The organism is Agrobacterium sp. Ap1 (genome assembly GCF_017313375.1).
GTDB lineage: Bacteria > Pseudomonadota > Alphaproteobacteria > Rhizobiales > Rhizobiaceae > Neorhizobium > Neorhizobium cellulosilyticum.
In genome coordinates, this window is the sequence record NZ_JAFLMY010000082.1 from 1 (window position 1) to 599 (window position 599).

Below are 599 nucleotides of genomic sequence, written 5' to 3' on the forward strand. Positions count from 1 at the left end.
CCTCCTGGTGATCGGAAACCCTGCATCATCCGCTCCCGCTTTCGCAGCGGCACATGAGAATTCTCGGCCCGGTTGTTCAAACCTTTGTGGGATCGGTGTTCGACCTGCGGCATGACCTGTCGCCGGGCTGCTCCATAGGAGCGCAATTTGTCCGTTATCATACGCTTCGGTGCGATACCCTGCTTCTTCAGAAGGCGGGTCAGCAATCGCCTGGCGGCCTTGGTGTCACGTCGGGGCTGGACGATTTCGTCAAGCACATACCCATCCTGATCGACGGCCCGCCAGAGCCAGTGTTTCCTGTCAGCAATGGTGATGACGACCTCGTCCAGATGCCACACATCGCTCCCGTTGGGCTACTTGCGGTGAAGGCGACGCGCATAATCCGGGCCGAACTTCTTTCCCCAGCGGCGGATCGTTTCATAGGAGACGGCGATGCCGCGCTCCAGCAGCAATTCCTCGACAAGGCGCAGGCTTAGCGGAAACCGAAAGTAGAGCCAGACCGCGTGGGCGATGACCTGGGGTGGGAAGCGATGGCGCTTGTAACTGACTGGCGAGATGGTCATGCACGTGCGTCTATCGCAACCGCTCCTCACAAGGCG

At 59.9% G+C, this 599-nt stretch carries 1 pseudogene; it reads right to left on the reverse strand.

Features of this window, described 5'->3' with window-relative positions:
* Positions 1-563: pseudogene (locus JZX87_RS31075) on the reverse strand (IS6 family transposase); the annotation flags it as partial.
* Positions 564-599: the final 36 nt, after the last annotated feature.